The 26,701-nt window shown below is 59.4% G+C and carries 19 protein-coding genes; 6 read left to right on the forward strand and 13 right to left on the reverse strand.

Going from position 1 to position 26,701, the window contains the following annotated elements:
* The first annotated feature begins 70 nt into the window (after positions 1 to 70).
* Positions 71 to 2,314 (forward strand): hypothetical protein, encoded by a 2,244-nt coding sequence (locus AC6CH8_RS06405; RefSeq protein WP_498189438.1) that lies wholly within the window; start codon positions 71 to 73, stop codon positions 2,312 to 2,314.
* Positions 2,315 to 2,635: 321 nt separating this feature from the next.
* On the opposite strand, the gene AC6CH8_RS06410 is transcribed toward AC6CH8_RS06405, so the two are convergent.
* From AC6CH8_RS06410 to AC6CH8_RS06440, 7 genes are all read right to left on the reverse strand, one after another.
* The gene (locus AC6CH8_RS06410; protein ID WP_091468535.1) at positions 2,636 to 3,367 is read right to left on the reverse strand and encodes an ABC transporter ATP-binding protein; all 732 of its coding nucleotides are present in this window, start codon (positions 3,365 to 3,367) and stop codon (positions 2,636 to 2,638) included.
* Positions 3,368 to 4,225: an ABC transporter permease gene (locus AC6CH8_RS06415; RefSeq protein WP_166660296.1), complete on the reverse strand. Its 858-nt coding sequence runs from the start codon at positions 4,223 to 4,225 to the stop codon at positions 3,368 to 3,370.
* Positions 4,226 to 4,227: 2 nt separating this feature from the next.
* Positions 4,228 to 6,234 carry a glycosyltransferase gene (locus AC6CH8_RS06420; RefSeq protein ID WP_420178454.1) on the reverse strand — a complete coding sequence of 669 codons (2,007 nt, stop codon included), beginning with the start codon at positions 6,232 to 6,234 and terminating at the stop codon, positions 4,228 to 4,230.
* On the reverse strand, positions 6,231 to 7,415 hold the full coding sequence (gene glf / locus AC6CH8_RS06425) for a UDP-galactopyranose mutase (protein ID WP_091468543.1): 1,185 nt from the start codon (positions 7,413 to 7,415) through the stop codon (positions 6,231 to 6,233). The genes AC6CH8_RS06420 and glf overlap by 4 nt, the downstream gene beginning before the upstream one ends.
* Before the next feature lie 187 nt (positions 7,416 to 7,602).
* Entirely contained in the window at positions 7,603 to 8,589 is a 987-nt protein-coding gene (locus tag AC6CH8_RS06430; protein ID WP_091468545.1) for a Gfo/Idh/MocA family protein, read from the reverse strand.
* The gene (locus AC6CH8_RS06435) at positions 8,589 to 9,680 is read right to left on the reverse strand and encodes a DegT/DnrJ/EryC1/StrS family aminotransferase (protein WP_091468547.1); all 1,092 of its coding nucleotides are present in this window, start codon (positions 9,678 to 9,680) and stop codon (positions 8,589 to 8,591) included. The genes AC6CH8_RS06430 and AC6CH8_RS06435 overlap by 1 nt, the downstream gene beginning before the upstream one ends.
* Positions 9,677 to 10,294, reverse strand: coding sequence for an acyltransferase (locus AC6CH8_RS06440; protein ID WP_091468551.1), 618 nt, complete (start codon positions 10,292 to 10,294; stop codon positions 9,677 to 9,679). Before AC6CH8_RS06440 ends, AC6CH8_RS06435 begins: the two co-directional genes overlap by 4 nt.
* Before the next feature lie 184 nt (positions 10,295 to 10,478).
* Between AC6CH8_RS06440 and AC6CH8_RS06445 the strand changes: the two genes are divergently transcribed.
* Positions 10,479 to 14,687: a type VII secretion EssC family protein gene (locus AC6CH8_RS06445; RefSeq protein WP_498189442.1), complete on the forward strand. Its 4,209-nt coding sequence runs from the start codon at positions 10,479 to 10,481 to the stop codon at positions 14,685 to 14,687.
* Here the strand turns inward: AC6CH8_RS06445 and AC6CH8_RS06450 are convergent.
* Positions 14,684 to 15,184, reverse strand: coding sequence for a hypothetical protein (locus AC6CH8_RS06450; protein ID WP_420178456.1), 501 nt, complete (start codon positions 15,182 to 15,184; stop codon positions 14,684 to 14,686). The two genes, AC6CH8_RS06445 and AC6CH8_RS06450, sit on opposite strands and share 4 nt — an antisense overlap.
* A gap of 238 nt (positions 15,185 to 15,422) precedes the next feature.
* On the opposite strand from AC6CH8_RS06450, the gene AC6CH8_RS06455 reads away from it, so the two are divergent.
* On the forward strand, positions 15,423 to 15,671 hold the full coding sequence (locus AC6CH8_RS06455; protein WP_015937605.1) for a WhiB family transcriptional regulator: 249 nt from the start codon (positions 15,423 to 15,425) through the stop codon (positions 15,669 to 15,671).
* 89 nt (positions 15,672 to 15,760) lie between these two features.
* Here AC6CH8_RS06455 and AC6CH8_RS06460 read toward each other — a convergent pair whose 3' ends face one another.
* The 4 genes from AC6CH8_RS06460 to AC6CH8_RS06475 are packed head-to-tail and all read right to left on the reverse strand — an operon-like array spanning position 15,761 to position 24,127.
* Complete coding sequence (locus tag AC6CH8_RS06460; RefSeq protein WP_091468558.1) at positions 15,761 to 17,230, reverse strand: sensor histidine kinase; 1,470 nt, start codon at positions 17,228 to 17,230, stop codon at positions 15,761 to 15,763.
* Between the two features lie 31 nt (positions 17,231 to 17,261).
* Entirely contained in the window at positions 17,262 to 22,118 is a 4,857-nt protein-coding gene (locus AC6CH8_RS06465; protein WP_498189445.1) for an NAD-glutamate dehydrogenase, read from the reverse strand.
* 57 nt (positions 22,119 to 22,175) lie between these two features.
* Positions 22,176 to 23,486 carry a CpaE/TadZ family protein gene (locus AC6CH8_RS06470; RefSeq protein ID WP_498189447.1) on the reverse strand — a complete coding sequence of 437 codons (1,311 nt, stop codon included), beginning with the start codon at positions 23,484 to 23,486 and terminating at the stop codon, positions 22,176 to 22,178.
* On the reverse strand, positions 23,483 to 24,127 hold the full coding sequence (locus tag AC6CH8_RS06475; RefSeq protein ID WP_420178460.1) for a flagella basal body P-ring formation protein FlgA: 645 nt from the start codon (positions 24,125 to 24,127) through the stop codon (positions 23,483 to 23,485). Before AC6CH8_RS06475 ends, AC6CH8_RS06470 begins: the two co-directional genes overlap by 4 nt.
* A gap of 154 nt (positions 24,128 to 24,281) precedes the next feature.
* Here AC6CH8_RS06475 and AC6CH8_RS06480 point away from each other — a divergent pair, with 154 nt between their 5' ends.
* The gene (locus tag AC6CH8_RS06480; RefSeq protein ID WP_420178461.1) at positions 24,282 to 24,503 is read left to right on the forward strand and encodes a helix-turn-helix domain-containing protein; all 222 of its coding nucleotides are present in this window, start codon (positions 24,282 to 24,284) and stop codon (positions 24,501 to 24,503) included.
* Positions 24,504 to 24,706: 203 nt separating this feature from the next.
* Here the strand turns inward: AC6CH8_RS06480 and AC6CH8_RS06485 are convergent, their stop codons facing one another.
* On the reverse strand, positions 24,707 to 25,087 hold the full coding sequence (locus AC6CH8_RS06485; protein WP_498189450.1) for a hypothetical protein: 381 nt from the start codon (positions 25,085 to 25,087) through the stop codon (positions 24,707 to 24,709).
* Positions 25,088 to 25,236: 149 nt separating this feature from the next.
* Here AC6CH8_RS06485 and AC6CH8_RS06490 point away from each other — a divergent pair, with 149 nt between their 5' ends.
* Together AC6CH8_RS06490 and AC6CH8_RS06495 are read left to right on the forward strand one after the other, a co-directional pair.
* Positions 25,237 to 26,013, forward strand: coding sequence for a LysM peptidoglycan-binding domain-containing protein (locus AC6CH8_RS06490; RefSeq protein ID WP_498189452.1), 777 nt, complete (start codon positions 25,237 to 25,239; stop codon positions 26,011 to 26,013).
* A gap of 154 nt (positions 26,014 to 26,167) precedes the next feature.
* Positions 26,168 to 26,590 carry an Rv3235 family protein gene (locus AC6CH8_RS06495; protein WP_498189454.1) on the forward strand — a complete coding sequence of 141 codons (423 nt, stop codon included), beginning with the start codon at positions 26,168 to 26,170 and terminating at the stop codon, positions 26,588 to 26,590.
* Positions 26,591 to 26,701 lie beyond the last annotated feature (111 nt).

Here is a 26,701-nt window from a genome sequence, read left to right on the forward strand (position 1 = left end):
TCCGTTACCACGGTAGTCTTTCTGGCCCATATCCAAACTTATGCCGCGCGCTAAGGAGCAAGCTAAGACCATGACAGCAGGAACCTCCGGGGCTACTGCCCAGCGCCCCCCGGTCACTCGGCGGCGCTACTTCATGCAGCACGACTGGCATTGGGGAATTGTTACTGCCGCTATAGCGGCCGTTGCCTCCATTATTCCGCGACTGTTCAATCCCACGTTCTACTACTGGGATGACATGATGCAGTCGTTCCTCCCCTTGTGGCGGCATATGGGCGAGGAGATACGGTCCGGTCGCTTCCCATTGATGGAACCAGGCGGCTGGGTCGGCGGCAACATCGTGGCCGAGGTGGGCTACGGCATTTTCAACCCGGTCAACATCGTCAACTCAGTTATCGTCTCGAACTTCGAGAACTTGTCTCTGGCCAGCTATTTCATCATCGTGCAATTCATCGCGTTGCTGGCGTTCGGGACGTTCATGCTCGCCCGCGACTACGGCTCCAACAGGCCGCTCGCCCTGGCTGCCGGTGTAGCCATTCCCTTCAGCGGATTCACACTCTTCTACGAGGCCGCCCGCTGGCCAGGCGGCCTGATGGCTTTCGCTTGGATTACCGTTTTCTGGTGGTCTGTTCGCCGCTACGCGCGTCGCAACACCTCACCGTTCCTGCCGTTCTTCTTGGGTTTCCTCACGATGACAGCAGGAAACCCCTACGGTGCCATTGGCGTCATCCTGGTTCTCGCGGCAGTCGCTGTCGAGCTGATGCTCATGAGGCACTGGCGTCGGCTGATTCCCATCGTCATCGTGGGTGCGCTGGTGGGTTTGACCGCCGTCCTGGTCTACTTCCCCTTGCCCCTCAGCTCGGCCGTCACCGTAAGGCAGCAGAGCGAAATCCTTAATGACCTCTTCCTTTCCCCGGATATGTCCTCGCTGCTGACCATGAGCACCTCGTCCATGAGGCCCCGGATCAACAACTTCTGGGCCCCCATAGACAACGTCCCCTCCAGCTATTTGGCGTGGTTTGTCCTACCGTTGCTTCCGTGGCTTGATTTCCGCAGTTTCAGGAACCGCTCGCGTCAAATATTCAGTATCTACATCATTACGGGAATCTACTTCCTGCTGACCTTCGCTCCGTCCCAGGTGCTTGTCTTCCGCTGGCCCATTCGGCTCATCGAGTACGTATACCTCGGAGTCATCGTCCTCGTCGCAGTCGTGGCCTCAGCGGGCCTGAACACCACGTCATGGAAAAAGCGGTTATTCATTACCGTGGCCATCCTTGGTTTTGGAACCTATCGGGCGTGGTCCATGGTGCCTGAGGGCGGCAAATGGCAGGTCTTCACCCTGGGCGTGACTTTGGGTCTGGTGGGGCTGGCGGTCCTTGGCTGGAAGCGATTCGGCTACCGCGGCCTCGCAGCCGTCATGGTGGTCGGAACAATCGCTACGCTTGGAATGCAGTCCAGGCAGTTCGTTCCCAACAACGCTGTTGCCGGGATCGGTTCCCCCGTGGATGCAGACACGCTCCGTGACTCAACCAGTAGTTACAGGGGTAACACCATTCAGATCTTCAACACCATGAAGATCACGGGAGAGGAATTCACTGAGGGCCGCCTTCTGTACGGCAACCAGATCCTCAATGCCGACGTCAACAACAGCATGGGGCGGTACAGCGGGATCAGCTTCACCACCTATGTGAACGCCTTGTGCATGAACTACCGCGGCGAGACTTGCCCACTGGCCTACACTGAGTTGTTCAAGCAGGCGTCAAGTGAAATTGACGTTACTTTGGCAGACGTCCTCCAAGTGGAGACTGTAGCCGTCCAAAAAACGTTGATCGCCCCGGACCAACTGAACGTAGCCCCGGGCTGGAGCATCGTGGCCTCGGATGAGACCAGGACAATCCTCCAGCGGGAGAACCCGCTACCCTATCCTGGCACCGTTTCCTGGGCTTCCGACGGTATCTCCGTGCAGGATGCTGTCAAGAACGGCAACGACGAACACATCACGCTGTCCGGCGACGGCAGCGCTGGAAAGCTGACCCTCGCCCGTCTCGCTTGGCCCGGTTACACCGTCACGGTCGACGGTGAACCACAGAAGCTCACACAGGGCCCGGCGGGAGTAATACTGGTGGACGTTCCGGCCGGCGCAAGCTCTGTGGACGTTACCTTCACGACGCCGGGTCTCACCATGGGCCTTGCTGCTCAAGCAGCCGCGTGGTTCGGGATATTGGTGTTCACTGTCTTCCATTACGTTCGTCGGCATCGCCGGACTAAGTCGGAAGAGCATGTCATCCAGGCGCCGGCTGAAAAGGTTTCTGTCTAGCCGCTGGGCATGGGCCCAGCGGCACCTGCGACTCAGAAGAGCGTCCTTCCCTCACAGGGAAGGACGCTCTTCTTTTGTGTCCTTCCAAGGCCCTCTGGAACCATCACGGGAGGTGGGGGTGTGCTGATGGAATGGGTGCCTCCGGCACGTCAGAGCCTATCCGTATCCGATGCACCTACTAGTGTGCTGCTGACGCTTCCAATGCTGCTCCGACCTTCTGATTGCTGCTCCGGGACACGGCAAAGGCCACCTCCCATCTTTTGAGAAGATGGGAGGTGGCCTTCAATCCACCCTATAGCGTGGTCACATAAGGAGTATCGGCTAGTTGCTATCCCGCAGCCAAGCTACAGCTTCCTTGGCGGGGCCTTCGAATTGCACCGTGCCGGAGGCAAGGACAACTCCCCTGTCGCATATGCGCGAGATCATGTCGAGGTCGTGGCTGACAACCACCAGAGTCCGGCCTTCCGCCGAAAGTTGCTTGATCTTGGCCAAACACTTTTTCTGGAATGGTTCATCGCCCACGGCCAGGATCTCATCCACCAGGAAGATGTCCGGTTGCGTGTGGACCGCTACGGCGAAAGCCAGCCGCAGAAACATGCCGGAGGAATAGAACTTCACTTCAGTGTCGATGAACTGCTCTATCTCAGAGAACGCAACGATCTCGTCGAACTTCTCGTTGATTTCCTGCTCGCTCATTCCCAGAATGGCGGCATTGAGGAAGACGTTTTCACGCCCGGACAAGTCCGGGTGGAATCCTGCGCCAACCTCGATGAGCCCAGCTACGCGACCCTTTGTGCGGACCGTTCCCTTATCGGGCAGGATAACGCCCGATATCAGTTTGAGCAGTGTGGACTTTCCCGAGCCGTTGAACCCCAAAAGTGCCACGGTCTCCCCCGGCTGAATCTCAAAGCTCACATCGTGGAGAGCATCGAACTTCCTGCTGAGGTCGCCTTTCCGACCCTTGACCAACCAAACGAGAGTCTCCTTGAGGGAGTGCGAATGGCGGAGGTTGAACGTCTTCTTAAGGCCCTTGACGATTATTGCGGCGCCCATCTAGACCTCCTGCGCAAAGTGGCCCTCAAGTCGTCGGAAGACGAGTTGGCCGATGATAAGGAACAGGGCTGCCATCCCGAGACCAATCAATCCCGTCCACATGAGGTGCGGAGGCAGTTCGACTGGGCGGTCAACAGTGGGAAACCAGAAGGCCCAGTGGAACAATTCGACAGCGACTGTGATCGGGTTGAGCTGATAGATGACCAACACCCAAGGGGGTGCCAGCCGACGGATCATTGTCCAGTCATAGAGCACCGGCGACGTCCACGTCACGATCATCATCAACATATCCACGATGTTTTCAGCGTCGCGGAAGAACACATTGATGGCGCCAGCCAACAGGCCCAAACCCGTTGCCGTAATGGCCACAATGACGAAGCCCAAAGCAGCTCCAATAAGCTGCATGATGTCTGGCTTCCACCCGTTCAGCAGCGCAGCTGCCAACAAGACCACCAGTTGTGGGAGGAAGTGAACTGCTGCCACCCACACTGACGCAACGGGGAACAGCTCCCTCGGCAGATAGATCTTTTTGACCAAAGCAGCATTCGACACGATGGATCTCGTGGCATTCGAAAACGCTTCGGAGAAAAAGTTGATGACAATGACGCCGGAGAACATGTACAACGCGTAGTTGGGAATCTGATCCCCGACGCGCAGGACAATTCCCAAAGCGAAGAACAGCACAACGTACTGAACCAACGGCTTGACGTAGGACCAGGCAAGTCCCAGGACAGAGCCCCGGTACCTTACACGGAGCTCCTTACGGACTATCAATTTGAGGAGGTACCGGCGCCGGTAAACGTCCAGCAGCCCGGCCCCTACCCCGGGAACAGCATAAGTATCTGTGGAAGTCGTCATTGCTACTTGCTGGGCTCCGAAGCTTCGAATGTTTCCCGCCACGACTCCATGGAGGTGATCTCGGGAAGAGCCTCACGGTACTGAGCCCGGAGGGTCTCCCAGTTGGAGAAGAGCTGGGCATGGAGTTTGGCCGATTCGACCACCAATTGACGGGCCATCCTGGGGTTACGCAAGTGCCATGAAGCACCTGTGCCGTCGGCATTGGACACCACTGCGCTATCCAAGTGCGCCAAGCTCCACCATTTGCCGTCCTGGTGGGCCACATGAGCCTCAGGGTTGGCTTTCGCGGTATCGCGGACAGGGGCCAGCGTCTGCTTGAGGACAGTCTTAACCGCCCAGGGAAGCAGGCCCAAAGCACCTGGCTGCTTGTAGGACTGGGGCTTCTTGGGGGGACGCTTGAGGAAGACCTCCGGGAAAGCTGCAGGGTCGGTCTTGACCTGCGAGTCCGGGAACTCCTCACGCATGGCACGGAGTTTCGGCATCATGGTCGGCAGTTGCTCGTGCAAATTGCCTGGTCCGGCGAGAACGTCGCGGAGAGCCATGACACGGGCCTGCTCCGGGTAGTACTGCATTGACACCAGGTGCTTTACGTCCGTGTTCAAGCTTTCCCGCAGGATGCGTCCGCCCTTGGGGAACGGGGAGTGCAAGAGGGTCGCGATAAGTCGGTTTCGCTCGTGATAGTAGGCTTGCCAGTCCACCGAATCGTCCTTGTCAGCCCAGGAGACGTGCCAGACTGCTGCCCCGGGAAGGGTCACGGTGGGGAAGCCCGCTGCGCGGCCGCGAAGGGAGTACTCAGCGTCGTCCCACTTGATGAACACAGGAAGGGACAGGCCGATGGTTTCCACAACGGTTTTGGGAATGAGGCACATCCACCAGCCGTTGTAGTCTGCGTCCCAGCGACGGTGGAGTTGCGGAGTGGAGCGCAAACCTGCGGTGGAGAAGTCGTGATTACCGAGTCCTTCCACAGGACCCCAGAGGAAGCGGTAGAAGTTGACTACCTCTGAGTAGGCGTGCAGGACGGACTTGTTGTACATATCGAACATGTGGCCGCCAACAATGGTCGGCTTCCGGCAGAGGTCGGCAAACGCCACTGCACGCATGACGCCCTCTGTTTCCAGCTCGATGTCGTCGTCCAAAAGCATGACGTAATCGCTCTTGTCAGAAACGACCATCTCATACATGTTTCGGGCAAAACCGCCCGAACCGCCCAAGTTGCCCTGGTTGATGATCCGCAGTTGATCGCCCATGGACTCCGCAACTGCATCGAAGCCAGCTTCGTCGGCAACTTTCTTGTTGCCTTGGTCCACGATGATGAGTTCAGCCAGGATTTCCCGTAGACCAGCGTCACCATCAATGGATTTGATGGTCTCGAGGCAGTAATCGGCGCGATTGAACGTTGTTACGCCCAGCGTCACGCGGCCTTGGGGCCGGCCTTCATCGGGGACGGCCCAGTGAGCGCTTTTCAGCGTCATGCCATCGCCGCCCGCGATGAGGTCGAACCAGTACCAGCCGCCGTCACCAAACGGCGCCAAGGTCAGTTCGAAATCATTGACGGAAGTGCCCTCAACCAGGATCGAGTCGACGCGCTGAGATGCGCCACGAGCGTTGGAGCGGTAAACGATGACCGTCCCCTCACCCTCGGTTTCAATGTGAAGAACGGTTTTGGTGGCAATGGTCCACTTGCGCCAGTAACTTGCAGGGAAGGCGTTGAAGTAGGAGCCGAATGAAAGACGCTCACCCCGGCGCACCTGAACGGAGCCGCGGTTCAAGATATCCTCCGGATGGAGTTTCCTCGCCATGCCAATCGCCTGAACATCGGCGCTGCTGTCGCTCCTGTGGACCTTGTTGGTGTCAGGATCCACATACAGGGGCAGCGTGTCGAGGTCACGGTTGGCCGGGAAAACCACGCGTTGGACAATCCGCAGGCTCTGTTCCGTCGAAGCGGGGATTTCAGCGGCAGTTGTGGCCGTCATGGCGATCTCCTGGCTTTCGTTTGTTGTAGCGGTCATGCGTCTACTCCCCCACTTTCAAGCTTGGCGCCACCGGTGAAGTGCGGCTTGATCTTGTTGTCGAACATGGACAAGGCGGAACCAATTGCCATGTGCATGTCGAGGTACTTGTAGGTTCCAAGGCGGCCACCAAACAGAACAGACTTCTCGCCCTTGGCAAGGTCGCGGTAGGCCAGCAGTTTCTGACGGTCATCAGAGGTGTTGACGGGGTAGTAGGGCTCGTCCCCCTTCTCAGCAAAACGCGAGAACTCGCGCATGATGACGGTGGCGTCCTTGGTGTAGTCCCGTTCGGGGTGGAAGTGACGGAACTCATGGATGCGCGTGAAAGCTGCATCTGCATCCGGGTAGTTCATAACCGAACAGCCCTGGAAGTCCTCAATGGGCAGGACTTCTTCTTCGAGATCGATCGTGCGCCAGGACAGATCGCCTTCTGCGTAATCGAAGTAGCGGTCAACCGGACCCGTGTAGATGACGGGTACCTGTCCGAGGACAGAAGACCGGCCGTACTCACCGTCGTCGAAGAAGTCCGAGTTCAAGACGACCTCGATGTTCGGGTGATCCGCCATGCGTTCAATCCAAGCCGTGTAACCGTCTACCGGGAGACCTTCGTAGGTGTCGTTGAAGTAACGGTTGTCATAGTTGTAGCGCACGGGAAGCCGCGAGATGATTTCAGCCGGCAGGTCCTTCGGGTCCGTCTGCCACTGTTTGCCCGTGTAGTGCTTGATGAAGGCCTCGTAAAGAGGACGGCCGATGAGCTGGATGCCTTTGTCGTTGAGGTTCTGGGGGTCTGTTCCCGCCAGTTCGCCAGCCTGCTCGGCAATGAGTGCCTTTGCTTCGGTGGGGCTCATAGCCGAACGGAAGAACTGGTTGATGGTACCCAGGTTGATGGGCATTGGGTACACCTCGCCCTTATGGCTGGTGTAAACCTTGTGCTGGTAGCTCGTGAACTTGGTAAACCTGTTCACGTAGTCCCACACTCGCTCATTCGAGGTGTGGAAGAGGTGGGCACCGTACCGGTGCACCTCAATTCCGGTCTGCGCCTCATTCTCGCTGTAGGCGTTTCCACCAATATGGTGGCGGCGATCAAGCACCGCAACCTTCAGCCCCAACTCGGTAGCGGCGCGTTCTGCAATGGTCAGGCCAAAGAAACCCGAGCCGACGACGACGAGATCAGCGTTCACAAACTCTCCTGTGTATTGGCGTGCGGGCACAGAGATGCCCACGTCTACTGGTCAAGGCTACCCGACGTTGCGATCGTTCCCCGATTCGGCGGCGCCTGGCAGCAAGGCTGCATTTGTTCCGGAAAAAACGAACGGGAGGCGTGGCCCATAGCCAGCCTCCCGTTCAATACTGCAAAAAGAACAATGCCTAGAGCGAGACCACGGAGCCTGTCCCTGCGGACTCGAGCACTGCTTCGGCAACGCGAAGGGTCTCAAGCCCCTCCGCCATTGTGACAATGTTCATGGACTTTCCGAGTACAGCATCACGGAAGGCCTCGTGTTCCATCTTCAGCGGTTCGCGCTTTGCCAGGGCAAAGCGTGTGGATGACCCCTCGGACACGCCACGGAATGCCGCTATGGAATCCCAGTCTGTCTGGAAAGTGCCGTTTTCAATAAACGTCAGATCCGCCGAGATAGTGTCCGCGATGTATGCACCGCGCTCACCCAGAACAACCGTGGTGCGCTCCTTCATGGGGGACAGCCAGTTGACGATGTGGTTGGTGACTACGCCGCTCTTGAGGTGGCCAATTGCGGTGACCATGTCCTCGTGCTCGCGCCCGCTTCGGGAGGTGGTGTGCGCAACTACATTCACGAAATTGCTCTGTGCAAGCCATGCAGTCAGGTCGATGTCGTGAGTTGCCAGGTCCTTGACCACGCCAACGTCCGCAATGCGGGAAGGGAATGGCCCCTGGCGGCGGGTCGAGATCTGGTAGACCTCTCCCAGGTCGCCGTTGCCGAGCCGTTCGCGGAGGCTTTGCAATGAGGGGTTGAAGCGCTCGATGTGGCCTACCGCCCCGATCAATCCCCGCGAATCGAACGCTTCGGCGATCCTGCGGCCCGAAACGGAATCGTTGGCAATGGGCTTTTCCACCAGGCAGTGCACGCCGGCTTCGGCCAATCGCAGTGCCACTTCCTCATGAAGCACGGTGGGCACAGCGGCCACGGCCATGTCAATGCCCTGTTCGATGAGCTGTTCAACCGAACTGCACACCTCGAGGCCGCTGGCTACGTTGTGAGGGTCACCGAAGGAGTCAGCGACGGCAACGAGGTCCACGCCCTCCAGCTCGCGAATAACGCGGGCGTGGTGGCGACCCATCATCCCCAGTCCGATGAGGCCTGCACGCAGATTTGCCACTAGCTTCCTGCCTTCGCAATGGCGTTGACCGCAGCTACGATGCGATCAAGGTCGTCCTGGCTCAGCGACGGGTGTACAGGCAGCGACAAGACGCTGGCCGCAGCTTCCTCCGTGACGGGAAGGTCATCAGAAGTCTGGAAAGGAGCCAAACGGTGGTTCGGGATGGGGTAGTACACGCCACAGCCCACGTTGTATTCCTCACGCAGCGCCTTGGCGAAGCCGTCGCGGTCCTCAGCGATGCGAATGGTGTACTGGTGGTACACGTGCTCGTAGCCTTCAGAAACCTTGGGAGTGACAACGCCTTCGATGTTTGCATCGAAGAAGGCCGCGTTCTCCTGCCGGGTCTTCGTCCAAGCGTTGATTTTGGTCAGCTGCACGCGGCCAATGGCAGCATGGATGTTCGTCATTCGGGCATTGAAGCCGACAAGCTCATTCTCGTACTGGCGCTCCATGCCCTGGTTACGAAGCAACCGGAGCCGACGCTCGACGTCGGCCAAACCGGTGCTGACCATGCCGCCTTCGCCGGACGTCATGTTCTTGGTGGGGTACAAGCTAAACATTGCGAAGTCACCGAACGTGCCCACCTTCCGACCGTTGACGGCGGCACCGTGCGCTTGGGCTGCATCTTCGAAGACCTTCACGCCGTGCTTGGATGCGACTGCGCCGATGCCGTCCACGTCGAACGGGTGGCCATAAAGGTGCACCGGCATGATGGCGGCCGTACGGTCCGTGATTTTTGATTCGACGGAGGCCGGGTCAAGCGTGTAGTGGTCCAGGTCCACGTCAGCGAAGATGGGCGTCGCCCCCGTCAAAGCTACGGAGTTGGCCGTGGCGGCGAACGTGAACGACGGAACGATGACCTCGTCACCAGGACCAATCCCCGCAGCCAACAGGCCAAGGTGCAGGCCGGAAGTACCGGAGTTGACCGCTACAGCAGCCCGGCCGTCGAGGAGCACCTGAGAGAACTCCTGCTCAAAGGACGCAACCTCCGAACCCTGTGCGAGTTGGCCGGAGGCCAGGACGGCCTCTACTGCCTTGCGCTCGTCATCACCGATGATGGGCTTGGCGGGGGGAATGAATTCGGGGCTCATGCCTCTACCTCTCGAAGGGTCTCGTTCTGTTCAACATATGTGGCGCCGGTCTCCGGGCATACCCAGTTCTCGCCGCTGCGCTGCAACGGGAAACCAGCTTTACCGACCCAACCATGGCGTTTGGCCGGCACTCCGACCATCAGGGCAAAATCAGGGACGTCTTTAGCCACAACAGCTCCTGCAGCTACTGTGGCCCATCGTCCGATGGTCACTGGGGCCACGCAGACGGCGCGGGCACCGATTGATGCACCTTCACGAATGGTGACGCCAACCGGCTCCCAGTCGTGAGCGCTCTTTAGACCGCCATCCGGGCTGACCGCCCGGGGGTAAGTATCGTTCGTGAGTACTACGGCCGGGCCGATGAACACTCCAGCCTCCAGCACTGCGGGCTCGTAGACAAGAGCATAATTCTGAACTTTGCAGTTGTCCCCCATCTTGACTCCGGTGCCAATATAGGCCCCGCGTCCTACGATGCAATTAACACCCAACTCGGCCTGCTCGCGGACTTGGGCCAGATGCCAAATCTTTGATCCATCACCAATAATCGCCTTGTCTGAAACATCGGCGCTCTCCGCAACCACTATCACCGGTGAAGGTCCTTCCTCATTGAGCACACGCGACAACGTGATTCATCTTAGCTGAGACACCATGCCCCGGTGTCAAGGCGGCGTCTGCATGAGCCTTGGCGAGAGTTTTCCACATAGGGCATTACGGCCGCAGCGCCTAAATTCGGACGGCCGTAGCGTCATTCTTGTCAATCCGATGTTCAATGCCCTACGAAATGCGGAGGAAGAGCCCATGGCCTTGGAGTGCACATTGGTCTGCGCCCCCGGAGCCGCTGGAACAAAGGGCCCGGAGGAACTCAGCATCACCGTCCCGGAAGGCACGTCCGGCGCCCACGTACAGCAACTTCTCAGCGAAACGCGTGGAACTGGCGTGCTCTCGGTGGGTGGACAGATCTTGGCTACTCTCACGGTGGGAATATCGCCGCTTGTTTCTGGCGCCGTCATTGTGGATGGTCCTCCGCATCGAGACACGGAGAACATGTCCATGCCCCTAATGTTGCTTACCCATTCAGGCCCCGGCGCAGGCTCCGCCTTCCGGATACAACGGGGCAGGTACTGCATTGGCAGGGGTCCGTTCGATATTTCGTTGCCGGATCCAGGGATGTCCAGGGAACAGGCTTTCTTAGAGGTTTCCAGCACGGCGCTGATGTTGAAGGCGGTCGAGGGCGCGAACCCGGTTCTCGTCGATGGTCAGCCCGTTCATCGAAAATTCATCACGTCATCGTCATTGGTGCAGTGTGGGAACTCCACCTTCACCGTCGTCACGGGCAGTGCTCCCCTTACGGAGATTTCAGTTGATGCAGGTCGTTCGGTTGACGTACCACTCGAAGTACCTCATGTCGGTCGCGCCGGAAACCGTCTGGCAATGGCCTTGGCTGCCGGGCTGCCATTAGTTGCCGGTATCGGCCTGGCAGTTGCCACAGGAATCTGGATGTACTTGGGATTTACAGCCATCTCAGCGATCACCCTTCTCGTCCCGCTGATCGCCGGGCAAAAGGGCCGCCGGGAACGCAGGCTGGCCGTTGCGCTCGCGGTGCAGCAAGACATTGAACGACGCCGGCAGTGCTCGCCTTCAGCTGCAGAGCTGATTGTGGCAGCTCACCGCGGTTCCAAGGTGGGACAGGTGACGATGGAGCCCATCACGGACCACGCCGTTGTCACTACAGTTGCGGTGTCGCCGGCAGGGACCATAAGGCCGACCGGGATCAGTAGTCCGGGCTATGATGTGTGGCTCCGGCTCGGCACCACGCAGGCGGCAGCAAACATGCGCCTTGTTCCCGACGATCCCCAGTTCCGGCCGCCGTCCATTGGCAGCGCGGCAATGACTTTGGATCCCAAACATTCCGTGGTGACACTCTGCGGCCACCCGGATCACACGGAGGCAATGCTTCGATTCGTGTTGATGCAACTAGCCAGCTTTTCGGGCTCGGCGGAGACGCCCGTCATTATTTTTGGCAGGACAGGAAGGTTGCCATTGAGCGCCCGGTTCCTACCCCGGGTCACGCTCACAAGCACGCTGGCCACCGTCCTCGCTGCCCTGCAGCGCGCGAACGGCAAGCTGAAGGGGATGCTCATCATGCTCGATGATCCACCGCACGATCAAGAATCCGTGTCCGAGCTCTTGAAGACTGCTCAAGCCGCCGCGTGGCGGGTCATCAGGTGCTCCGTACAGTTTGAGCTTTCCGGGGGCGTCATCGAAATATCGCCATCCGGAACAACAGGCTATCTGGAGACGGACGGCGAGCGCCGGCACTTCATCCCGGATCTCGTGCCAGCCGAAGTTTTCGATAGGTTCTGCCGTAGGGCGCGGGGTACAGCTTTCGGTGAAGGACTTGGAATCAGCAACGCGATTCCGGAGGAATGTTCGCTCGCTGATTTGCTTCCTTACGGCCAGCGCAGAGTGCTCCGGCGGTGGGCAGAGTCATCCAAGCAAGACGGCCTCACTGCGGTCTTGGGCAAAGGCCACCGCGGGCAGTTGACCTTCGACTTTAAGCTCGACGGTCCGCATCTGTTGGTAGCCGGAACCACTGGTTCCGGTAAGTCCGAACTTCTTCGGACACTAGTAGCTTCGCTTGCACTGCGTGACTCACCCGATCGCACAACATTCTTGTTCTTTGATTTCAAGGGCGGATCGGGGTTGCGGCCACTAGCGGGCCTACCTCACTGCGTTGGAATGCTGACGGACTTGAGCAAGCACCATTTGGACCGCGCTCTTGTTTCCCTCCGTGGGGAGATACGGCGTCGAGAAGAGCTATTCGTTGCGGCCGGCGTGTCAGATCTCGCCGGATATCGGCGATTAGCGTTGGCAAGCGATCCGAAAATCCCGTATCTGGTCTTGGTTATTGATGAGTTTCGCATGCTGGTTGACGAAGCCCCGAGCTCTCTCCGCGAGCTCATGCGTGTCGCCACCATCGGGCGCTCCCTGGGTATTCATTTGGTCATGGCTACCCAGCGGCCCCAAGGAGCCTTGTCAGCCGATATCCGGGCGAACGTGACATCAAGCATTGCCCTGCGGGTGCAGTCTGAGGCGGAGTCCACGGACATCATCAATACGAAGGCTGCTGCCTCTATAAGCGTGGGAGCGCCGGGACGGGCCTACCTAGCCAAGGCTTCATGCAGCCCCGAAGAATTCCAGACAGCGTCCCTATCGGTTTCCCCGAACATGACTACGGCTGGCGTCTGGCGTAACAGTTCCTTGCCGGCCGTGCAGTCAGCTTTGCAGGCGTTGGAGCCCCTTTCTACCGCAGCCAATACGTCCGCCAAACAGGACTCCCTCCAGGATGCTGGCGCCGAATGGGTGGTTTCAGCAGTCGACGAGGCATGGCAGCGCCTCTGCAAACCCGTTCCCAGACGTCCAGTAGCCCCACCACTGCCCTCAACGATCCTTTGGCATGATGAGCTACCTGGAGTGGAGGGCCCCAAGTCCACGACGGAAGGACAGTGGGCGGTGGGACCATTGGCGATGCTCGACAGACCGACTCATCAAGTTGTGGAACCGCTGCTATGGTCACCTTCCAAAGACGGACATCTGGCAATGATCGGCAGCGACTCGAGTGGCATACGGGACTGCTTCAGGGCTACGTCCGCGATGCTCGCGACCCAGAAGCCCCAACCGGACCTCTATATCCTGGATGCAAGGGGCATCCTTGGCCATGTCATCGAGGGAGGCCGAATCGGTGCCAGCGTGGGCCTGCACCAGCTGCACCTCGCAGTGCGGGTCTTAAAGCGCCTCGCTGCGGAGATGGAGTGTCGACGAAGTGCCGGCGAAGCCGGGACGGCCAATTCACCCCTGGTCCTCATCGTGGCCGGGTGGTGCTCGTGGGCCACAGCGCTCCGGAGTGGGCCGTTTGGTTATGCAGAAGCAATTCTGCAGGACATCGTCAGGGACGGTTGGTCCGTCGGCGTCACTGTTTTGATCTCCGGCGAGCGGGAACTCGTCAGCTCACGGTTTTTTGCCTCGATACAGAATCGCGCTTACTTTCCTTCGGGATCTACTGAAGAGTCGCGGTTCCACTGGCCACGCCTCCCGGATATGGAATCCCTCCCTGGGCGCGCCGTCGTCATGGGAAATCTTGCCAGCCAACACGCAACGGTCGCTCAGTTTCGTGTGGCTCCGGACAATGGACGCTGGCCGTTCGGTGATCTAGCTCCATCTGAACCGCCGTTCCGTGTACGACCACTCCCAGAGCTTCTGGGAGGTGAGGAATTCCTTGACCTTGTGGCGGAATTCCAGGAACAAGGACTGCCGTCGGGATCAGGTTCAGGCCCGGCCCCCGGCAACGTAGCGCGAGCCTGCACCGCGGAAAGCAGCGCGTTGGCTCCACTGTGGATCGGCGTCGGAGGAGACGAAGCCCTCCCGGTAGCCATGCCGCTGCGGGAACATGGGGTCAGCGTCATCCTGGGCAGTCCTCGCTCCGGAAAGAGCTCGCTCCTGGCATCGCTGCACGCGATGAATCCTTTGGTCCCATGGGTTTACCCGCCGGATACAGCTTCTGCCAGCCCATTCTGGGCCCTGGTGGCAGCCCAAGCCGCGGCGAAGACCCTTGCCTCCAACAGCATCCTGCTGGTGGACGACGCCGATTTGCTTGATCCCCAAGGACGCCAAGCCCTGGCGGGCTTGGTCGGTAAAGTGCGTGGCATCGTCCTGGCAGCAACAACGAGACCGGCCTTGCTACATCATCTGCCGCTGGCAAAGGAAGCACAGGCGTCAGGTATGGGGTTGGTTTTAGCCCCCGGAACACCCCACGATGGCGAACTGCTCGGCGTGAGGCTGGAGTCCGATCGGGGCGGACGCCCGGGCCGCGGCTTTCTCATCAGCGGAGCGGAAGTAAAGCCCTTTCAAGGCGTACTCGCCACAAGCTTTCCATCGCAAGCCAAGGGCACTGAACGAGTGCCAGGCTCAGTCCATGCTGCCGTGTGTCTGGAGCAGCCCGATGACTAAAGCGCCCCGGTAGCTCCCCCAGTACGTGAGGCAAAAGCCACGACGTCCTTTTGAAAAAGGAAAACAATCGCAGCGAACGCCGGAATCAGCATCGCCGCTCCCTGCAACACCAGTCCCCCGGTTATGGTGGGGAAACCAATGGTGAGAACAAACAATTGGGCCACCAAAGCTGCGGCACGCGTCCACCTATAGCCGCGGAACAAGAAGTGGCCTACGGCGAATAGCCACGCAGAGAAGGCCAGCAGCAGCCCAAGAGTGAAGATTGCCCCCCAAAAGGTCAGCACTGGGGCACCCGTCAACAGTTCGAATGCGTACCAAGCAGCTGCCCCGAGGAGGGCGAGGGCTTCAAGCGCTACAACCACTGAGATGATGACGATTCCCAGGGGACGGCGACCAGCACCAAGTCTGTTGGCTGCGAGGCTCGCTGACGCATCAGGATCATCGCTTCCGTCCGGGCCGGACTCGGGTTGGGCAGGGTTCACGGGAGGTCTTGACACACTGGCACACTACCGGACATAGTCATCTAGCAGTGAGGGCACTGGCGGCTGATGTGATGCATCGCTCACGGATTCCGGGCATTTCGACCACTAACACCCCTTGTTTACAAGGCGTTAACATGAAACGCTTGACTCAGACGACCAAGGGGGCCCATGCGGGCCCCTTTCCTTTGGAGCCTCTCGTGAATGTTTTCACAAAAGGCCCTTCTAGTTCTCACGAATGGAGTGACTGATCAGCATGGATTGGCGTAATCGCGCAGCCTGCCTCGAAAAGGACCCGGAGCTCTTCTTCCCAGTAGGCAACACGGGACCAGCACTTCTGCAAATCGAGGAAGCCAAAAGCGTCTGCCGCCGCTGCCCCGTTGTAGACACCTGCCTTCAGTGGGCGTTGGAGTCCGGACAAGACGCCGGTGTTTGGGGCGGCATGAGTGAAGATGAACGACGGGCACTTAAGCGTCGCGCTGCACGCGCACGCCGCGCTTCCTAGCCCAAGGACAGTGAAGGCCGCGGACCCTTGGTCCGCGGCCTTCTCCGTTAAGTGCTGCTCGTGAGATACGCGAAACCTGGCTTCGGGAGCTACGCCCGAGCGAGGTTGAGGACGATCTCGACAGCGGTCCCCCCGCCTTCGCGCGGGCTCCACTGGATGGACCCGCCGAGCTCGCTGGTCACGAGTGTACGAACAATTTGCAGGCCCAGCCCTTCGGTGTATTGGCCATCCGGCAGGCCCACGCCATCGTCGGCTATGGTCACCGTCAGGAATTCGTCGTTGCCGTCGCCATCTGCCCGATCGGCCAGCAACCACACCGTTCCTGTGCGTCCCTCGAGTCCATGCTCAACGGCGTTGGTGACAAGTTCGTTGATGACCAAGGCCAGTGGGGTGGCAAAATCGCTGGGCAACTCGCCGAACAAACCTGAGCGTTCTGTTCGCACTTGCTGGGACGGTGAAGCTACTTCAGCTGACAGCCTGAATTGCCGCCCAATCAGTTCGTCAAAGTCGACACTCTGAGTCAGGCCTTGGGAAAGGGTCTCGTGTACGAGCGCGATCGTGGCCACCCGCCGCATCGCCTGTTCCAGACCCTGCTTGGCTTCGTCGCTGACCATTCGCCGCGATTGCATACGCAGGAGAGCTGCAACGGTTTGAAGATTGTTCTTTACCCGGTGGTGGATCTCCCGGATGGTGGCGTCCTTGGTAACAAGTTCCATTTCCCTGCGCCGCAGTTCCGAAACGTCACGGCAAAGGACAAGTGCTCCGAAACGCTGCTGCTCATCGCGCAGTGGAATGGCCCGAAGTGACAGACTGACACCTCTGGACTCAATCTCGCTGCGCCAAGGCATCCGCCCTGTCACAACCAAAGGCAGCGTCTCGTCCACCATCCGCCGGTCCTTCAGAAGGCCGGCAGTCACCTCTGCCAGCGAACGCCCCTCCAGGGATTCCACTTCCCCCAGTCGACGGAAGGCAGACACGCCGTTGGGGCTTGCATACTGCACAATGCCTTCGGCGTCTAGCCTGATGAGCCCGTCGCCCACTCGGGGGGCGCCACGTCGGGAGCCTGTCGGAGATGCGAAGTCGGGCCACAGGCCCAGGGTTCCCATCCGTAAGAGATCATAGGCGCACTGACGATACGTGAGTTCCAGCCTGGATGGCATGCGCGAACTGGACAAGTCCATATGCGATGTCACAACAGCGAGTGTTCTGCCGTTGCGCACCATGGGGACAGCCTCAACACGGAGTGCCATCTCACTGCTCCAGCTTGTTTCACTTGATCGCTCGATAGAGCGACTGTTCCACGCCTTATCCACAATCGGGCGGAGATCCGAGCGGATGCCCTCCCCCACGAAGTCCGCATGGAACACCGTATGCGATGTTGACGGACGGACGTGGGCGAGGGCAATATAGCCGAACTCCGGATGCGGGAACCACAAAGCGAGGTCCGCGAAAGCCAAGTCAGCGACCATCTGCCAGTCACCGACGAGGAGGTGCAGCCATTCGGCATCTCCAGGCCCGAAATCAGCGTGTTCCCTGATGGGGTCTGTAAAGATTGCCACTGCACCTCCATTTGCGACGCCGGGACGGACCCTAGCGTCGAACGATTGACCTCAAGAGCCTTAATGCTACCGACAGTGAAGCCATGTCGTCGGCTTCGAGCGCGTTGACCTCATCAAACATCGTCTTGGCACGTCCCAGCTGTTCGGCATTCTGCCCTTCCCACGCCTTCAGGCGATCCTCAGCCGAGGCGCCGGACTCTGTGGACTCAAGGACCGACGTCGTCATATCCGCCACCGTGGAGTACAAGTCATCACGGAGAGCTGCACGCGCCAATGCCTGCCAGCGGTCATCGCGAGGCAAGGAACTGATTCGTTCCAGCAGCGAATCCACATGGAAGCGGTTGAATACTGTGTAGTAGACGTGTGCAACGTCCTCGACGCCCTCGCTTCCGGTCTGGGCAATCCGCGCGATGTCCAAGAGTGCGTAGCTCTCGAACAGCTCAGCCCACCTGTGCGCAAGATGCTCCGGCAGTCCCCAGGTTCTGGCTTTGTCCAACCAGCCGGAAATTCGGATCTTGTCCTCACCCCGGAGGTAGTCCAGAAGCTTGGCCCTCAGCGGGGCCAACATGGGTTTGAAGGATTTAACGACATCGGAAATAGGCTGTGACCCCATCCCCTGGCCCAGCACCCAGCGTACTGCCCGGTCGAGCAACCGCCGGATGTCCAGATGGACTTCACTCCAGTGTTCGGTGGGGAAGGAAGCCGGAAGTGCATTCAGCTCGGCAACCATAGGATCGAGATCATAGATTTCACGCAGAGCCACGAAAGCCTTGGCAACGGCCACCTCATTGGCCGACGTTTCTTCAATGGCCCGGAAGGCGAAGGTGATGCCCCCAAGATTGATGATGTCATTGGCGACCACAGTGGCGATGATCTCGCGCCGCAGCGGGTGAGTGTCCAATTCAGCGTCAAACTTTTCCCGCAGTTGCTTCGGGAAGTACTCACGGATTGTGTCCGCAAACCACGGATCGTCGGCGAGGTTGCTGTCCCGCAACGCGCCAGCCAGCTCGATCTTTGCGTATGCAGCCAGAACCGCCAGCTCGGGAGAGGTAAGTCCCTGGCCCTGTTCCAACCTCGACCGCAGGGTTTCCGTGGTGGGGAGTGCTTCAAGATCACGCTTGAGGTCGGCAGACTTCTCCAGCCAGTCCATGAGGCGCTCGTAACTTGGGCTCCAGTCCGCGACTCGGGTCCGGTCGTTGAGCAGCAGAATGTTCTGGTCGATGTTGTCCTGCAGGACAAGCCGTCCCACTTCATCGGTCATGTCGGCGAGGAAGCTGGCTCGTTCGGCGGAGTCTAGTTTGCCGGCCGCGACCATCCGATCCACAAAGATCTTGATGTTGACCTCATGGTCAGAGCAGTCAACACCGGCGGAGTTATCGATTGCGTCCGTATTCAGAATGACACCTTGCAAAGCGGCCTCGATACGTCCCCGCTGCGTCAATCCCAGGTTTCCGCCTTCGCCCACGACCTTGACCCGCAAATCCCGGCCGTCCACGCGGATAGCGTCGTTGGCTTTGTCGCCCACGGCTGCATGGGTTTCAGTACTAGCCTTGACATACGTGCCAATACCGCCGTTATAGAGAAGATCTGCCGGGGCCAGCAAAATCGCGCGAAGAAGCTCCGGCGGGCTTAGCTGCGTCGTTCCATCCGGCAGGCCCAATGCCTTGCGTACTTGCTCCGAGACCGGGATGGTCTTGGCTTGACGTGGATAGACGCCGCCACCTTCGCTGATAAGGGTGCGGTCATAGTCGTCCCACGAGGATCGGGGCAGTTCGAAGAGCCTCTGCCGCTCGGCAAACGATGCAGCAGCATCAGGCGAGGGATCAAGGAAGATGTGGCGGTGGTCGAAGGCGGCCAGCAGCCGGATATGCCGGGAAAGCAGCATGCCGTTGCCGAAGACGTCACCAGACATGTCGCCCACGCCAACCACCGTGAATTCCTCAGTCTGGGTGTCCAGGTCGAGCTCACTGAAGTGCCTCTTGACTGATTCCCAGGCTCCGCGGGCAGTGATGCCCATGGCTTTGTGGTCATAACCGACTGACCCACCCGAGGCAAACGCGTCACCGAGCCAGAAACCGTATTCGGCCGCAAGCCCGTTGGCGGTGTCGGAGAACGTTGCGGTGCCTTTGTCCGCTGCAACTACAAGGTACGAGTCGTCATCGTCGTGCCGAACAACGTCCGACGGCGGCACCAGCCTCTCGCCGTCTGCTGACGTAACGAGGTTGTCTGTGATGTCCAGAAGGCCTCGAATAAAAGTCTTGTAGCTCTCAATTCCTTCGGCCATCCAAGCAGCCCTGTCTACTGCCGGGCTGGGGAGCTTCTTGGCAAAGAAACCTCCCTTGGCGCCCGTTGGGACAATGACCGCGTTCTTGACGGTCTGCGCCTTTACGAGGCCCAGAATCTCCGTCCGGAAGTCCTCCCGTCGGTCAGACCAGCGAAGGCCACCGCGGGCTACCTTCCCGAAGCGCAAGTGCACGCCTTCAACTCTCGGAGAGTAAACCCAGATCTCGAACATTGGGCGTGGGAAAGGAAGACCCTCAATGGACGTGGGATCCAGCTTGAAGCTGACGTATTCCTTGTTCTGGTAGTAATTAGTCCGCAGAGTCGACTCAATAAGGTTCACGAAGGTACGCAGAACGCGATCGGCATCCAACGTGGCCACCTGCTCGATCGACTCAGCAAGCGCTGCCCGCGCTACGGCTTGGCGTTCGGGCCGCTGTCCTTCCGGAACGGCGGGGTCGAAGCGTGCAGAGAAGAGCTCATTGAGTCCACGTGCAACATCGGGGTTGCCCAGCAGGGTATCTGCAATAAATCCGAAGGAATTGGTGTTGCCCATTTGCCGCATGTACTTGGCGTAGGCACGGAGTACCACCACTTGACGCCAATGTATGCCTTCACGCAGAACCAGCCGGTCAAAGTTATCTGATTCGACAGCACCCGTGATGGCTGCACCGAAGGAGGCGCCCAGCAGGTCTCCCGTAGCCAGGGGGTCGACGCCCGCGGGGTACTTGAGTCCGAGGTCGTAAAGGAAGAAATCGCGATGATCCGAGGTTTCGATCTCGAACGGCCGCTCATCCAAGACCTCAAGGCCGAGGTTGTGGAAGTAGGGAAGGATTTGGCTAAGGCTCTTGGGCTCCATCAGGTAGAGCTTGACTCGGGCATCCTCCTCCAAGGCCTCACCGGCACCTTCCGGAAGATACACATGGACACCGGGCTTGATTTGCTTGGTGACCCGTCCTGCCCGCTCCGCCTCCGCGCCGTATTTCTCGAAGCGTTCAATGTCCTCAAGAGCGTCTTCCACTTCGTAGTCCACGCGGTACCCCGCGGGAAACGCCTCAGCCCACAGCGCAGACAGAACATCAGCGTCCTCGGCAGACCGGTGCTCACGGAGCACCTCTGCGATACCTTCGCTCCAAGACCGGGACGCACGCATCAGGCGTTGTTCCAGTTCTTTTACGTCAACTTCCGCCAGTTCAGCCGTGCGGGGCAACCTGATCCTGAAGAAGACACGAGCCAATGCGGATTCAGTGATCCGGGCCTCGTAGTCAATGCTTTCGGCGTGGAACGTCTCGCGGAGTTCCTGCTCGATCCGGAGTCTGACGCTGGTGGTGTATCGGTCACGGGGCAGGTAGACCACGGCGGACATGAACCGGCCGTAGATGTCCGGGCGCAGGAACAGCTTGGTCCGTCGTCGCTCCTGGAGACGCTGGATGCCGGTGGCAGTGGCGGCAAGATCCGGTATCTCGATCTGGAACAGTTCGTCGCGGGGATACGTCTCAAGGATTCCCAAAAGATCCTTGCCCGAGTGGGAGTCAATGGGGAACCCCGCGTTGCGCAGGACAGCATCCACCTTGTCCCGAACGATTGGGATGTTGCGCACCGATCCGGTGTAGGCACTAGTGGCGAAAAGGCCGATGAACCGCCGTTCACCGTTAACGTTGCCCAACGCGTCGAAGCTCTTGACGCCGATGTAATCAAGGTAGGCGGGCCGATGCACAGTGGAACGCGAGTTCGCCTTGGTAATCACCAAGGCACGCTTCTCCCGCGCGCGCTTGCGGCCGGCATCCGTGAGGTGCTGGACTTGACGCGTGGTGTCGCCGGCACGCAGGAGGCCGAGCCCGCTGTCTTCACGGAGTTGAAGAACGTCCTCGCCGTTTTCGTCCACGAGGTCGTATTCGCGGTAACCCAGGAAAGTGAAGTTTCCGTTGTCCAGCCATCGCAAAAGGTCTTGTGCCTGCCGGAGTTCAGCGACTTGCTCCGGGTGCGTGATGCCGGCCAACGCCTCGGCTAGCTCGAGAGCTTTGCTGCGCATCTTGGGCCAGTCCTCCACCGCCGCCCTGACGTCGCCAAGGACGCGTTGCAGCCCGGCGATCAACTCTTCCCGCGCATCGTCACTTACACGGTCAATTTCAACAGCGATCCATGACTCCATATGCGACGCGTTATCGCCATCGCCCAAGAGGTGGGCCACGCTGGGGAGTGCGGCGGTGTCGCCGCTGGAGATGCCAACGTTGGACGGGACCCTGGAAATACCGCTCAGCTCACCGGACACACGGTCGCGGGTGACCACGAACAACGGGTGCATCACCAAACGGATCGCGCAGTTCTGGCGAACAAGTTCTGCATTGACAGAGTCGACGAGGAACGGCATATCGTCCGTGACGATATATACAACGTTTCGCTCGGGTTCGGCGGCGATCTGGACGACGGCATTTCCGGGCCGTCGGGACTGGGCAACGTCCTTGTGCTTTGTGGCCCGCGCAATCAGAAGTTCAGGTGAATACGCACGCGAGTCTTCCTCTGCGAGGTGTTCATAGTAGTCACCGAAGAACCCTTCACGGACAACTGTTGCATCGGACCGATCCTCCACGCTGGATCCTGACGACATCTACAAACGCCTCCATCACATGTTCATTGCTGCGACTCTGCAGCCCACATGGCGAGCCTAGCGCTTAAAGAGGCGCAAAGCTCTGATAGTTTGACCAAACGAATTGCGATTTTGCTGGACGGGTGCACAGACCAAGCTGGCTATCGCCATCCTAAGAGGCGAGTCAGGCGCCACTTCCAGAAGGACTGCACCTGCCAGCAAAGCTGCATCACACGCCACAGAGTCTGCCGGAAGGTAGGCGTCCACGCCCGCTCCCGGACCATAGCGGTCCCAGGCGTCACCCAGTTGCTGTCTGGGCGAATGACCCACTGCCGAACGCTTCACCTTGTTCAGCACGACACGGGGAGATACTTCCGGAACCGCGGACTCAAGCTCCGCCAGCCCTCTCACCAATCGCGGCACTCCAATGGCATCCGCCGCTCCTACGGCGAACACAACATCAGCCATTTCCAAACTTCGAAGCGTCGCGGCGTTCCGCCGCGGAGCCATGGTGTCAAAGCTGAGCTCTTCATCGGCTTCAAGGCAAAAACCTGTATCCACCACCACATGGTCCGCAACTTGCCTTGCCCTTTCGAGGACCATCGAGACAGCCCCCGCCCTTAACTCCGTCCACCGGTCCGCCCTGGTAGTTCCCGTGAGTACCCGAAAGGTACCGGCCTTCGTGTAAACAGGAATGGCCGCCGACTTGAGTGCCTCGATATCGAGCAAACCCTGGTCCGCCAGCCTGCAGGCCTGGGCAAGACCCGCGGACTCGTCCAGCAGCCCAAGCACCGCTGACACACTTGCCCCATAGCTGTCAGCATCCACGAGGATGACGGACTCGCCGGCCGCGGCCAGCTCCGCCGCGATGTTGACCGCCAGAAGAGTCCTGCCAGGTGCGCCGACCGGTCCCCACACGGCAGTTATCTGGCCTGACCCCCGTGGTGTGTCGTCGACGGATTCCGCCGCAGCCTCCAAAAGCACACCTGCCCCGGGGTCTGCGAATCCTGCGTCCCGACCAGCCAAAGGCTGGCTACGTGGCCCTACGCGGTCCACGGCCTCCAATATTTTGGCCGCCAGGTCCGCGGCATCGATGCCGGTCGAAGCTGTCACGGCGCCTATGGAGTGCAGGCGGTTGGCCTCAGCGGGATCATCGGTCAAGGCAACGATGGAGACGCCGACTGCTCCGAGGCGATCAACCAGTGTGGTGGTGAGTTCCTCGCAACCTTCCGCTACCACAGCCGCCACTGCGAGGCCGCTTTGGCAAGCAGCAATCAGTTCAGCTAGCTCTGAACACCGGCGCACCACCGTCACCGGTCCGTGCAGGCGTTCCAACCCGCCGACTACAGCTTCCTGAGCGGAACCAACGGTAACGACAGGAATGCTCACCGAACCACGCCCGCAGGATTCCAAACAACCGACACCTTGGCCTTGTTTGCTTGGGCACCCAGCAATTTTGGCATTTGCTCATCAGTTACCAGCACCATCACCACGGTTGTTTTCGCAGCACCCAACGCAGAAGAGCCGCTGGTCATTCCGGCAATCTCCGCACTGGGCAGAAGTAGCCGCGGTTCCTCAAACGCTTGATTCGAACCCGGCATGGCAACCCAGACATCAACCCTGGTGCCTGGAACGGCCTGCGCGGGCAGCTCTTCCTCCATGGCAATGGCTACCGGCTTACGGTCGACGGCATCGGCAGACCCCAGGCTCGCCTGTGGGACCAGCTGATTCTTTGCTACCCGCTGCAGCGCAACCTTGCCCTCAGCGAAGCCGTGTTCGACTGTGACATAGCTGGGCTCGACCTCATCCAAACGGACCTTGACAATGGATAAGTCCGCTTCCGTAACCACCTGTCCTACGGCTATGTCTTCCCGGGCCGAGTAGACCTGCGTAGTCCTGTCGGCCGAACCAAGCAACGCAATGACTCCGGCCACAGACCCCAAAACCAGCAATACGCCGATGAGCAGCCGGGGATCCTTCCACGATGGCTTCTGTAGCCTTGGAGCTGCAACGCCCTCACTCTGACCCATTTTCTTGCTCCCCCACTTTGAGTACGGCACGGCGGATGGCACCTGCCTCCTCATTCTTACCGGCGTCTTCCACAGCGCCAAAGCCATTGGCCGTAAACAGGCCGAAACTGTGGATAACTACCCCAAAAGCGGACAAGGGTGGCAAAATGAAGCCATGCCCCGATTCCTGACTCTTGCGGATGTCGCCGAACAACTCCAAATCAATTCGCCTCAGGCCTATGCTCTGGCTAGAAGCGGCGAACTGAAGGCCATACAGGTAGGAGGGCGGGGACAATGGCGCATCGAGGAAAAGATGCTTGAGCAGTACATCGAGGATCGCTACACAGAGGCCGGCCGCATGATCGAAGAGGCGAAGAACAAGGTTCATCAGCCTTAGTTGCCGCTACCCCCTGAAGTCTTGGCTCGCCCCAGAGCAAAGCGCTGCCAATGAGCTGAAAGGGATGGTCAGGACTGCGGCTACATTGCCGGCCCGGCGTACTTCACCTTGCGGAACAACCGTGAGATCGAAATGGTCACGCCCCACCCTGTCTATGACTCCATGCAACTTGTACCCATCGCCCGTCCGCACCTTCAGATGAACTACCAGTCAGAGCGGTCCTTTGACAGTGCCCTCAGTGCTGAGGCGATCCCTAATGACTGCTGTATCCGTGACGAGGTCTTCAGTGCCAGCCGCCCCAATCCTTGATAGGAGAGCACAGACGCGTAAGGCACCAGCCACTGTCGCGCACCCTCGGTCAGGACCAGCCACTCGCTGCCCACATGACCTAGCACTCCTCGGATAACGTTGCCGTCAACCAGAACGATCTTGATTTCGGCACCGTCGGCACCGCGGAGGCGATCGGCCAGATCGATTCCCGCGAGCTCTACCCTGGCCCGATCTGTTATCTCAGATTCCTTCTCCAGGGCACGCCCTGCAGAGAATTGTGCTTCCAGATCACCAAAAAGAGAGTCCCATCTCATGTAATCAGACTAGGCTGCAGGAAGAAGCAAGGGCAACCCGTCGGTTCGGGAAACATCGCGATTGGACAAGAAGGGGCAAGTATGGTCAAAATAGGTCCGGTAGGACAAACTGCATCAAATTGCGTCAACTAGAGCTTGGGGGCTTTTGAATGGCACGAACATTGCGTAGTGACTTCACCCTCGCAGCGTCTGTTCTTGGTCTGGGACTGCTCCTGGTTCTTGTAGGAAACCTGCTCCTTGCACAATGGCAAGCTGCTGAGCGACTTAATCACAGATCCACGTTTGAACATCTTCTCGGTTTTGTTGCCTGCGCTGCCGGGATTGCGACAGTAGCTTGGTGGGCACTCTCCTTCTTCATCGCCTTCATGGCGTCGCTACTGCAACATGCAGGGCACAGGAAGCGTGCCGACTCACTTTCAAAGTTCAGCCCTGGCTTCATGTTGCGAATCGCCGTGGCGCTCATGAGCCTGAACCTTCTGGGCACAGGGGTCGCTCAAGCGGATACCAGCCCGCCTGAACCAGGTTGGCATCATGCTTCCTCCGGCAACACGGCCAAGGCGCAGCCGGCGTGGAAGCCCTCTTCCGTGGAGCGCGCATTCTCCACCCCGGCACCTGTAGACGAAAACGAAAAGGCCGGCAGTCCCGCCGCTGAACCGCGCTGGCAGCCTCAACCTCCCGTGATTGATCCAGGACTTCTGAGCCGCCAGTCCTCACGTTCATCGGCACCAGCCGGCGATGCCAGCGTTGTCGTCAAGGGCGGTGACTCGCTGTGGTCTATTGCGGCGTCCAAGCTGGGACCCTTCGCAACTGACGTGGACGTCGCACTGGCCTGGCCCAAGTGGTACGCCGCCAACCGTGAAACCATCGGAAGTGACCCAGCAGTGCTGCTTGCCGGGCAGGTTCTGCAGCCGCCCTCGCCGGGCTAGCAGTAAAGGGCTCGTGCCCGCCATTTCCACACAAGCGCCCACTCAGGGGCAGCCTCCACCTATCAAAACCGATTCCTAGCGTCATCCCAGCAGAAGCCACCGAGCAAAGCGTCCCCACGCTGAAGCTCATGTAGTGAATGCCTGAGGTATGACCATGACTGTTGCAACAGCGAACCGACCATCAAGCCGTCGGAGCACAAAACGAACAACCCCGGCTTACGGCCCGGCGGGCCCGGACATCGATGTCCGGCTTGTGGCCAGGAGCATCGCGCAGGCAGCCTTGGAGGTGCTGGCCGGCACCCGTCCACTGCAACAACTCTCCCGTTTACTGGATTCGGAGTGCTACCTGTCCCTCCAGCATCGGGCAGCCCTCACACGAAAGCACGCAGCCAGGACCAGGGGCAATCCGCAGCCGCACCTGAGCCCCATGGTCCGCTCTGTTCGGGTCTGTTCAATATCCGAAGCCATTTGTGAGGCAAGCATCGTAGTGGCGGAAGAGCAACGTTGCCGTGCCGTAGCCATGAGGCTGGAGCGGTTGGACGGAGTTTGGCAGGTTACCGTACTGGAAATTGGATAACTTCAACGGCAATATTGCGCCGAGGCAGACAAAAGCCGAGGCAGACAAAAAGGGTGAACCCTGGACCATTAGCCAAGGTTCACCCTTTTCATTGCTGCTTTGCGAGATCGG

The organism is Paenarthrobacter sp. GQ52, assembly GCF_059759005.1.